Here is a 9483-nt window from a genome sequence, read left to right on the forward strand (position 1 = left end):
ATTTCATTAAAAAAGTAATTTGCGTAGCCGGAATAGCCATCGATCATTACTTTGAAATACTTTTCCATGATACAAAGATTCAAATTTATGTTTGAAAATGGTAGTTTTAATTGTTGATTTATAATTCCCCTTTAGTTGGGGTTCTCAGCTCATTAACTAAATAGATAGAATGATGCTTATCATCCTTCGGAGCTACCTTAAAATATTGATCAAATCAAATTTGAAAGATATTTCTCCGCTTTTTCATGCATTGCTATCTTTTTGCTTTCATCCCATTTATCGAAAGTCCGGACCAGCATACTCAGCCTCGGATTTTTTAAGAAAAAAACACGCTGTTTATCCAAGAAGCGCCAAAATAGGGCATCCCAAACTTCCTGCCATTCTCCTTTTGGGTAATCACTCATTTTCATCAAGTAATTGCTTCCACTAACGTAGGGCTTCGACGACATGAGTCCGCCATCTGCATATTGACTCATTCCATACACATTGGGAACCATCACCCAATCGTAGGAATCAATAAACAATTCCATAAACCAACGGTACACTTCATCTGGGTCGAATTCGCAGAGTAGCATAAAATTACCAAGCACCATAAGTCGCTCGATATGATGGCAATAACCCGTTTTTAAAATCTTTTTGATCGTCTCATCAATTGGCGAAATGCCCGTTGTTCCATCGTAAAAACTTGCCGGAATCTTCTTATCAAAAGACCAGTAATTCTTAGTCCTTTCTTCGGTGCCCTTGCTAATATAAATTCCCCGAATAAATTCACGCCATCCAATAACTTGTCTGATAAATCCTTCCAATGAATTGATGGGAACCCCATTTTCTCTACTAAACGCTATCAGTTGAGTAATGATTTGATCGGGGGTGAGGAGGCCAATATTGAGCATGGGACTAATTACACTATGATTTATAATGATTTCATCTCTTAAGATAGCATCCTCAAAATCCCCAAATTCAGCCATTCTATTTTTAAGAAATTGATGAAGCCATTTTTCGCTCGCTTCAAATCCTATGGGATAAATAAATGTTTCACTCAGCTCACCGATATTGTTATTGAAGTGCTTATTAACATATTCGTGTGATTCTTTGGTATAGGAATCGATGGGTGGAAATTCAGTTTTTACTACCGCTTTATTTTTGGGATATTTTTTTCGATTTTCAACATCATAGGTCCATTGACCACCTTCAGGACCCCCATGTCCATCAATTAAAATGTTTCTGCGAATGCGCTCTTGCTTGTAAAATTCAGTCTGGTAAAATTTCTTTTTCGTAGACTTAAAAAAGGACTTTAAATCATCATTGCTATTCAAAAACATGGGCGAATCCAAAATATTGACATGGATATTCAATGATTCGCAGACAGTTTTTATTCGCTTTAATAACCAATTGTCGCATGGGTCGATTATGCTTATTGAACTTAGTCCTAAGGCATGTAAATTGGGGATGAGGAGCCTTATATCTGATTCATTATCAGCTGATTGGATATAGTTTATAGAAAATCCCTTCTCTAGCATGAAATTTTGATAAAACTTCATGCTTGCTCTGTGAAAAGCAATTTTTTGCTTGTGGAAGTTAAATTGCCTAAAGAATAAAAATTCTTCAATTAAGTAAATTGGGCCTTCAAGACTGAATAGTGGATTAAATTGAAATAATTGATTAGGAAAAATTATTTTAATGGTATTATTCATGCTTTTTTCTGTTTCCTATTAGGTCGGTTTTGTTTTGAATCAGTTCCTCAAGGCAAGAGATGCTCCCTTAGGATAGTTTATTGTGAATATGTGTAGTTAAAAATAAGTAAACAGGTGTTTTTTAATAGTTTTTATTTCTGTTTAGAAGATATTTTAAGGCATCTGTTGCCCAAAGTGCCCATAACACAAGAACAGGCTGAAAGAATAACCTAATTAATCGTTTTTGGTCCGTATCCAGGCCGAAAGCATCTATTCCGTTGGTATATTGAGAGATGTTACCTGGAAAAATGAGTATGTAAAAAATGGCAAGGGCAATGCCTGCTTTAATTTTGTGTTTTACCCAGAAAACCATAGCTAAACCTAGTGCGATTTCAACAATGCCAGATGATAGCACCACAAAATCCATGAAAGCAGCATCATGTGGTAACCAACCGGGTACCTGAGCAAGAAACTCTTTTCGTTGAGTTGTCAAATGACCAATTCCAGCCATTACCATCAATGAGCCTAATAGAATTCTAAGTGAATTTTGAAAAAAGCTTGTTTTCATTTTGTCTGGTTTAAGAATATGTTGAACGTATAAATATAGGATGCTTTTTTGACAGGAGCTTCATACCAACAGAATAAACTTACGGTTTTGGCATCACCAATTAGCCCACTAAGCTAAAAGGTACGCCATCTTGTCGGTTAAGTTTTTATCGTAGTTTGCTTATGAAAAAAATCGACCAGTATTTAAACAATAATATAAACTAATGACCCTTCTATTTTGTTGAGGCTAAATTTGGATGCAATAGTTTTAAAAGAACAGCCCAACTTACCATTAATGGTATCATTATTGACTTAGATGTTCATGACACTTAATTTGTAAATAAATATTGCGAAAATTAAGAAATTAAATAAATATTATTCCCGAATATTATACCCCTGATTAAAAAAATAAATGAATAGAGCAATCTTGTTAGATAAGCGTCCGGTAGGAAAACCTACTTTGGAAGACTTCAAATTTATTGAAGAAGAGAATCCAGCACCAGCAGAGGGACAGGTTCTCTTGAAGACACTTTTCGTTTCTGTTGATCCTTATCTCAGAGGAAGAATGAGCAGTGCAAAATCTTATATTCCTCCATTTCAATTAAATGAACCAATTCAGTCAGGTATTATTGCGGAAGTTACCGAATCCAGAAATCCTGACTTCAAGGTTGGTGATTTTGTTTCAGCACTACTGGATTGGAAGGAATTTCAAGTGTCAGATGGAAAAGACCTGGTAAAGGTTGATGGAGATGCTGCTTCACTATCTTCCTATCTAGGTATTTTAGGGATGACTGGTTTAACAGCTTATTTGGGTTTGACAGAAATTGGAAAGCCTAAAGCTGGTGAAACATTGGTGGTTTCAGGAGCGGCCGGCGCAGTTGGTAGTGTGGTAGGGCAGATAGGTAAGATTCTGGGCTGCAAGGTTATTGGCATAGCTGGCTCGGATGAAAAAACAAGGATTTTGACCTCCAAATTTGGTTTCGATGCAGCCATTAATTACAAAACATCCCCGGATTTGAAAACAGACATAAAAAATGTAGCACCTGATGGTGTTGATATCTATTTTGACAATGTTGGAGGAGTAATTTCTGATGCTGTACTTGCAAATATTAACCAGTTTGCGCGGGTACCCGTTTGTGGAGCAATATCATTATACAACGACACAGAAATAGCTCTTGGCCCAAGGTTACAACCAATTCTGGTAAGAAACAGCGTCTTGATGCAAGGCTTCATTATGTTTAACTATGCAACAAAATTTCCGCAGGCTATCAAACAACTCACTACTTGGCTAAACGAAGGCAAATTAACTTATACAGAAACAATCGTCAATGGTTTTGATCAAATTCCACAAGCTTTTATCGACCTGTTTGAAGGCAAGAATGAAGGTAAAATGATCGTTAAAATATAACTCAACAAAAAAATAGATATGTTAAATTTTGAATTTAAAAATCCAACCAAAATAATTTTTGGAAAAGGACAAATAGGAAATCTGGGTAAAGAAATTCCAAAAAATGCAAAGGTATTAATGGTATATGGTGCTGGCTCTATTAAGTCGAACGGTATATATGAGCAAGTAAAAAAGGCACTGAGCGACTTTGAAGTATTAGAATTTTCGGGCATTCCGGCTAATCCGGAATATGAAGTTTTGATGGATGCTTTAAAAGTTATCAAGGAAGAGAATATTACATATTTACTTGCCGTTGGAGGCGGTTCTGTGATAGATGGAGTTAAATTCCTTTCGTCAGCAGCTTTGTACACCGGCAACACTCCGTGGGATATCCTAAAAAACTCAATCAGAACAGAAAATGGTCTTCCTTTTGGAACGGTGCTGACATTACCTGCTACCGGTTCTGAAATGAACTCTGGTGCTGTAATTACCAGAAAAGAGACCGGCGAAAAACTAGGTATGGGTGGTCCGGGACTTTTCCCTCAATTTTCAATATTAGATCCGCAGGTGGTAACATCTATACCAGAACGACAGCTGGCAAATGGTATTATGGATGCCTTTTCACATGTGCTAGAACAATACATGACTTATCCTATTGGAGCAATCTTACAGGATCGTATTGCCGAAAGTATTATGCAGACATTAATTGAAATTGCCCCGAGGATCATGAAAAACACATCTGATTACGAAGCGGCAGCCAATTTTATGTGGAGTTGTACGATGGCCTTAAACGGACTCATCCAAAAGGGAGTTCCTACAGATTGGGCGGTGCATGCAATGGGGCATGAACTAACAGCCTTGTTTGGAATAGATCATGCCAGAACATTGGCTATAATAGCGCCAAGTCACTATTACTATAACTTTGAGGCTAAAAAAGAAAAATTAGCTCAATATGGAGAGCGGGTATGGGACATAAAAACAGGCTCAACAGAAGAAAAAGCAAAGGCTGCAATTGAAAAGACTGTTGACTTTTTCCATTCTTTGGGAATAGATACCAAATTATCTGATTACACTGCAGCATATGAAGGTACTGCTGAAAGAGTGTCTCAACGCTTTACTGATAGAGGTTGGCTGGGCTTAGGTGAACATAAAACACTTGCGCCTGCTGATGTAGAGAAAATTATTAAAATGAGTTATTAATTAAAAGAACATGAAAGTATTAATTGTATTGACATCACACAGTGATTTAGGGAATACGGGACTAAAGACCGGTTTCTGGATAGAAGAGTTTGCAGCGCCATATTACTTGATGGCCGATGCGGGAGTAGCGCTTACCCTATCTTCTCCAAAAGGTGGGCAGCCACCCATTGATCCTAAAAGTGATAGCCCTGAAAATCAGACTCCTGCTACCAAACGCTTCCATGCCGACGAGGAACTGAGAGAAAAACTTGCCAACACCTTAACCCTAAGTGAAGTAAAAGAAAGTGATTATGATGCTGTTTTCTACCCGGGTGGGCATGGACCACTATGGGATTTAGTCGGAGATAAGAACTCCATTTCATTAATTGAGAGCTTTTACCAGCACAACAAACCGGTCGCTTTTGTATGTCATGCTCCGGCTGTATTGGTTGGTGTAAAGGCAGCAAATGGTGAACCATTAGTTAAAGGAAAACAGGTTACAGGCTTTTCAAACACAGAAGAAGAGGCGGTACAACTGACAAATATTGTCCCATTTCTATTAGAAGATGAACTGCAAAAGTTGGGAGCAACGTACAGCAAAGGAGCCGATTGGAGTTCTCATGTAAAGAAAGACGGACTATTGATTACCGGACAAAATCCGGGTTCATCTGAAGAAGCGGCCAAAGTGCTACTTGAAACATTAAAGGCTGGTAAATAAGAGTGCACCTAAACCTGTAAAGATCAATTTCTGTTGCTTAGGTGGTTTTTATAAAAAAAGATAGTCCGTTGCATAGTTATGCGGCGGACTATCTTATTAGGTTTTATTTTCCAGTAGAATACTGATTTTAACCTACATGGAAAAGAAAATTGGGAAATTTTATTCATTATTCTTGTCATGACCAGGAGGCATGATGAAGCAATCTCATTATTAGAGTTCAGTTATAATTAAGATTGTCGCGCTACGCTCGCGATGAAAAAAGCACTTGGTTCGTAATTACAAGTACTGCTCTCGAATGATAAAGCTGCTGCACTCACAAAGATAAATTCTCTTTTTCCAATGTCTTTATATCTTCAATTAATTGTTGCATTTCTAGGCTTAATGTACCGTTGTAAATGCCTCGTATCCTTTTTGCTCTATCTACTAAAATAAAATGTTCTGTATGTAAAAATTCAGTACTATCCTTACTAAACCCAATATTTTCTTCTGCAAAATAGGATTGCCTAGCGAGTTTGTAAATATCTGATTTGTTACCAGTAAGAAATTGCCAATTTGGATTTTTGATACTGTTCCTTTCTTTAAACTTTTTAAGAACAAATGGTTTATCAATCCAGGGTGTTACAGAATAGGATAAAAAAACAATATCCTTATTGCCTTTCAAAGTATCACTTACTATCTTCATATTTTTTGTAATCACCGGACAAATGCTACCACAAGAAGTAAATATGAAATTTGCAACGTGAATTTTACCCTCAATATTTTTGTGAGTAATGTAAATACTATCCTGATTTAATAGAGAAAAGTTGCCAATTTTATGGGTGACTTTTTTGGCTACATCTGATTTTTCCTTAATAAAAAGAGGCGTAAAATCAGGCTCATTATAATAGGGTAATGCAAGTGGCTCAGGCTTTTTTTCTAAGCAACCCCAAAGCAAGAAACTACTTAACAACAAAAATACTATCCGATACATTTTTACAATTTTTAGTGCCTAATAAGCCATATCTTTTTCCTTGTATGATAACATAATTGGCTCTTATTTTTCCATTCTCATTCCACATTTTTTGAGCACCTTCTTCTTGTCCGTTTACAAAATTTGCCAGATGGAATAGCTTTCCCTCAAACGTCCATTCTCTCATTTCGCCTTCATAGGCATCGTTTTTAGCAATAAATTCAAATCGTTTGTTGCCGTTTGCCCAATAGGCAACTTGTTTGCCATGCTTTTTGCCATGGTTATATAGTCGCACTTCCATCAACTGCTTGTTGGTAAACCATTTTTTACAAACGCCATTCAATTTGCCATTTATATACCCTTCCAACAATATGGTGTCTTTTTTATTGGATGCTAAATCATAAATAAAACCAGAAAACTTCTCTTTATCTAGAAATACAATATCATTAGCAACAGTAAAATTTACTGCTGACTTAAGTATGAATTTTGCAGGGATAATCTGTTCCACACCAGTTATTGTACTGATTGATTTATCCTCATTACAAGAAAAAATCAACAAACATCCAATATAAATTAATACAAGGTATTTCATTATTGCGTTACGGTTCCGGGAGTACCATAAAATCCGTTACCATTTAAATAGGGTGCGTCATCAGTAAAATGATAATGATAAATTCCATTCGGATAATCAACAGTTACATGAGTATGGCCATGGTAAACATCCAAACCACTACTTGTTACGGTAGCTCCATTTTCCTCTTTGGGACCATATACGGGAAAGCCATCCAACAGAAATCCCATTAAACCAGATTTGGTAGATTTTATGGTAGTTAAATAAAATGGTTCTACATGGTAATGATATACTCCATTATTTTGTGGATGTCCATAATATTTATCAAAAGATGCAATCTCTCCTGTAAGCGCTTGGTTTGGGCCTGCATACTGATTAAAAAGAAGTACCCCGTTTAATGCAATACCAATTGGACCTAAAGGTGTGGCGGAATGCGAATTGTTTAAAGCAGGATTTAAAGGAATTTTAAAAGTTGCGGATTGTTCAATAATTGAATTAGGGTTTTTCACAAATTTATAACCGCCAAAAGTTGTTCCACTATATGCCTCATACAAGGCATTAGTGGTTTGATAATAAGCGCTTTTATGATCGGGCAAATCTTTTGTTTTGATGTAGATGTAAGTACCATCATTGGTTATACTTGTAGCCCCATAAATTTTTTGATATACGGCTGGCACTTCTAATGCTGCGGTTGTTGTGTCCTCATTCTTTTTACAAGAAACAGTGCTTGCTAGTAAAATAATTCCAATAGCTAATTTGCCTAATGATGATTTATTAGTTGTCATTTTTTTATTTTTTAGATATATCTGATTATTGTTAAACCCCTTTGTTCTGAGATGTGTTTACTATTTTATTTATCGGCTCAAATTCCATTATTGCTGCTATTTTTCTTTTTACTTAACTTAATGATTAGAACTACTGAAGCAACAATAGAAAGTATGAACAAAAAAAGTAGTTTTGGCGTTTTAAAAGAAGACTTCAAAACTGTCCAATTACCATTTTCTACTTTTAGTTTTACCTCATATTCGTTGCCTTTGCTTAAAATATATTGCTTTTGGGGTAGGTCTTTCAAAGAAAGAATTAGCTCACACATATTGTTAGGCATATCCTTAAACAAAGTATTTTTTACATAAATTGAATTAAACTTTTTTGGTGCATTCAATAATTCTGCAAATACCGTGGTTTCATGGCCTAGTACAACCTTAGGATTGCTAAGTTTAAAGGTATCATCATTAATAATTACCAAACAATTATTCTGTAAATGTTTGATTACTAATAGCTGAAACTCTTCCGGGGTTTTATAGCTGTTTTTACCAAACAGATATTCAATCTCACCCTCAAAGGCAGTTAGAGAACTTTTGATAACGAGAAAGTACTTACCATTCTGTTCATAAATCATTAAGTTAGATAATTCAGGCTCATGGGCTTGAACTAACTTTGCACATAAAAAGAAAAGAATCAGACAAATTGATTTCATTATTTTTTTTTCATGATTAGTTAGCGTAGGCTCCAGCTAAACTATTGATGAAATTATTAGCTCCTGCTTTATCTACATGGTAGTGATAACCTCTTGTTGTATCAGAATGTCCTCGGCTTGCATCCAGATCTTGATATTCTGTTCCACTGGCACTCAATCTTTCATACATACCAAAACCATCTAAGGCATAACCAATCATTGCAGCATGACCATCAGCTTGGGTTATTTTTTTTGACAAACCTGTTGCAGCGTGATAATGATAACCAGCACCCATATTTATATGTCCACCTGCATCGTCAAATGGAGCTAATGTAAAAGCAGCTAATATCACATTTGCCGGTGCTGGAGCATCAAATACAACGCCATTAAATGCAATTCCCCTAATTGATGGTCCTGAGGACATGGGGCCATTCCCAAAACTAATAGGAGTAACTAATTTTACAGGCGTTACTGGAATATAAATAGTTTTTGTTAGGCTAGAGACATAAGAAGGCAAGCATTCTACACAATAGTTTTTATATGCTACCCCAACATTTGGATTAGCTGCTGCCACACAATCTGCCTGAGTCAGCGTTTTTGTGATTACACCAGTACTATTATTATACATTTGCCAGTTTGTATTATTGTAAAAAGTGGCCAAGTTTTTAATAAACGCTCCATCTACATCATATACATTGCCGCCTTCCAACCAAATACCACCTTTGGTTTTATCGTCGCTAATGTTGGTTGGGCACCACGGGCCTTGGGAATGGTCTGTTGGGGTACTTTTTGAAATAATTTTGAAACAATCAGCTGTTGATCCATTAGAGAGTGTCCGAGAAACAATAGTAATCGGTTCGGATAAGCCAGCAGTCAAGAAATTTGCAGATTCTACCTTTATTACTAAGGCATTTGTATCTGTAATTTGACTGTCTTCATCTTTTGAACAAGATCCCACACTTAGTGCAATACAAATTGCAAAACCTAATTGGACAATTTTTGAT

Annotated in this window: 10 protein-coding genes; 3 read left to right on the plus strand and 7 right to left on the minus strand. The window is 36.1% G+C overall.

Annotated features, from left to right (window positions below):
• Positions 1-209 precede the first annotated feature (209 nt).
• Entirely contained in the window at positions 210-1694 is a 1485-nt protein-coding gene (locus ACILQF_RS06860) for a cryptochrome/photolyase family protein (RefSeq protein ID WP_395626676.1), read from the minus strand.
• A gap of 121 nt (positions 1695-1815) precedes the next feature.
• Positions 1816-2241 (minus strand): hypothetical protein, encoded by a 426-nt coding sequence (locus ACILQF_RS06865; protein ID WP_395626677.1) that lies wholly within the window; start codon positions 2239-2241, stop codon positions 1816-1818.
• 390 nt (positions 2242-2631) lie between these two features.
• Here ACILQF_RS06865 and ACILQF_RS06870 point away from each other — a divergent pair, with 390 nt between their 5' ends.
• Genes ACILQF_RS06870 through ACILQF_RS06880 form a run of 3 tightly spaced genes read left to right on the plus strand, consistent with a single transcriptional unit; the run spans position 2632 to position 5503 of the window.
• The gene (locus ACILQF_RS06870; protein ID WP_395626678.1) at positions 2632-3627 is read left to right on the plus strand and encodes an NADP-dependent oxidoreductase; all 996 of its coding nucleotides are present in this window, start codon (positions 2632-2634) and stop codon (positions 3625-3627) included.
• 18 nt (positions 3628-3645) lie between these two features.
• Positions 3646-4806, plus strand: coding sequence for an iron-containing alcohol dehydrogenase (locus ACILQF_RS06875; protein WP_395626679.1), 1161 nt, complete (start codon positions 3646-3648; stop codon positions 4804-4806).
• A 10-nt stretch (positions 4807-4816) separates the two neighbouring features.
• A complete protein-coding gene (locus tag ACILQF_RS06880; protein ID WP_395626680.1) occupies positions 4817-5503 on the plus strand; it encodes a type 1 glutamine amidotransferase domain-containing protein in 687 nt (228 codons plus the stop codon).
• A 313-nt stretch (positions 5504-5816) separates the two neighbouring features.
• Here the strand turns inward: ACILQF_RS06880 and ACILQF_RS06885 are convergent, their stop codons facing one another.
• From ACILQF_RS06885 to ACILQF_RS06905, 5 genes are all read right to left on the minus strand, one after another.
• Positions 5817-6473, minus strand: a complete 657-nt coding sequence (locus tag ACILQF_RS06885) for an SCO family protein (RefSeq protein WP_395626681.1) — start codon at positions 6471-6473, stop codon at positions 5817-5819.
• Positions 6442-7044, minus strand: a complete 603-nt coding sequence (locus ACILQF_RS06890) for a toxin-antitoxin system YwqK family antitoxin (protein ID WP_395626682.1) — start codon at positions 7042-7044, stop codon at positions 6442-6444. Before ACILQF_RS06890 ends, ACILQF_RS06885 begins: the two co-directional genes overlap by 32 nt.
• Complete coding sequence (locus ACILQF_RS06895) at positions 7044-7808, minus strand: YHYH protein (protein ID WP_395626683.1); 765 nt, start codon at positions 7806-7808, stop codon at positions 7044-7046. The genes ACILQF_RS06890 and ACILQF_RS06895 overlap by 1 nt, the downstream gene beginning before the upstream one ends.
• A gap of 77 nt (positions 7809-7885) precedes the next feature.
• Positions 7886-8500, minus strand: coding sequence for a hypothetical protein (locus tag ACILQF_RS06900; protein ID WP_395626684.1), 615 nt, complete (start codon positions 8498-8500; stop codon positions 7886-7888).
• 16 nt (positions 8501-8516) lie between these two features.
• Positions 8517-9483, minus strand: a 967-nt coding sequence (locus ACILQF_RS06905; RefSeq protein ID WP_395626685.1) for a YHYH protein, incomplete at its 5' end; no start/stop codon positions are given.

The sequence above is a fragment of the Daejeonella sp. genome, from assembly GCF_044232565.1.
Classification (GTDB): Bacteria; Bacteroidota; Bacteroidia; order Sphingobacteriales; family Sphingobacteriaceae; genus Daejeonella.

Excerpts from the sequence above, each read along its gene's own strand:
- ACILQF_RS06860 (WP_395626676.1), bottom strand. The coding sequence starts at position 1,694 with ATGAATAATACCATTAAAATAATTTTTCCTAATCAATTATTTCAATTT.
- ACILQF_RS06865 (WP_395626677.1), bottom strand. The coding sequence starts at position 2,241 with ATGAAAACAAGCTTTTTTCAAAATTCACTTAGAATTCTATTAGGCTCA.
- ACILQF_RS06870 (WP_395626678.1), top strand. The coding sequence starts at position 2,632 with ATGAATAGAGCAATCTTGTTAGATAAGCGTCCGGTAGGAAAACCTACT.
- ACILQF_RS06875 (WP_395626679.1), top strand. The coding sequence starts at position 3,646 with ATGTTAAATTTTGAATTTAAAAATCCAACCAAAATAATTTTTGGAAAA.
- ACILQF_RS06880 (WP_395626680.1), top strand. The coding sequence starts at position 4,817 with ATGAAAGTATTAATTGTATTGACATCACACAGTGATTTAGGGAATACG.
- ACILQF_RS06885 (WP_395626681.1), bottom strand. The coding sequence starts at position 6,473 with ATGTATCGGATAGTATTTTTGTTGTTAAGTAGTTTCTTGCTTTGGGGT.
- ACILQF_RS06890 (WP_395626682.1), bottom strand. The coding sequence starts at position 7,044 with ATGAAATACCTTGTATTAATTTATATTGGATGTTTGTTGATTTTTTCT.
- ACILQF_RS06895 (WP_395626683.1), bottom strand. The coding sequence starts at position 7,808 with ATGACAACTAATAAATCATCATTAGGCAAATTAGCTATTGGAATTATT.
- ACILQF_RS06900 (WP_395626684.1), bottom strand. The coding sequence starts at position 8,500 with ATGAAATCAATTTGTCTGATTCTTTTCTTTTTATGTGCAAAGTTAGTT.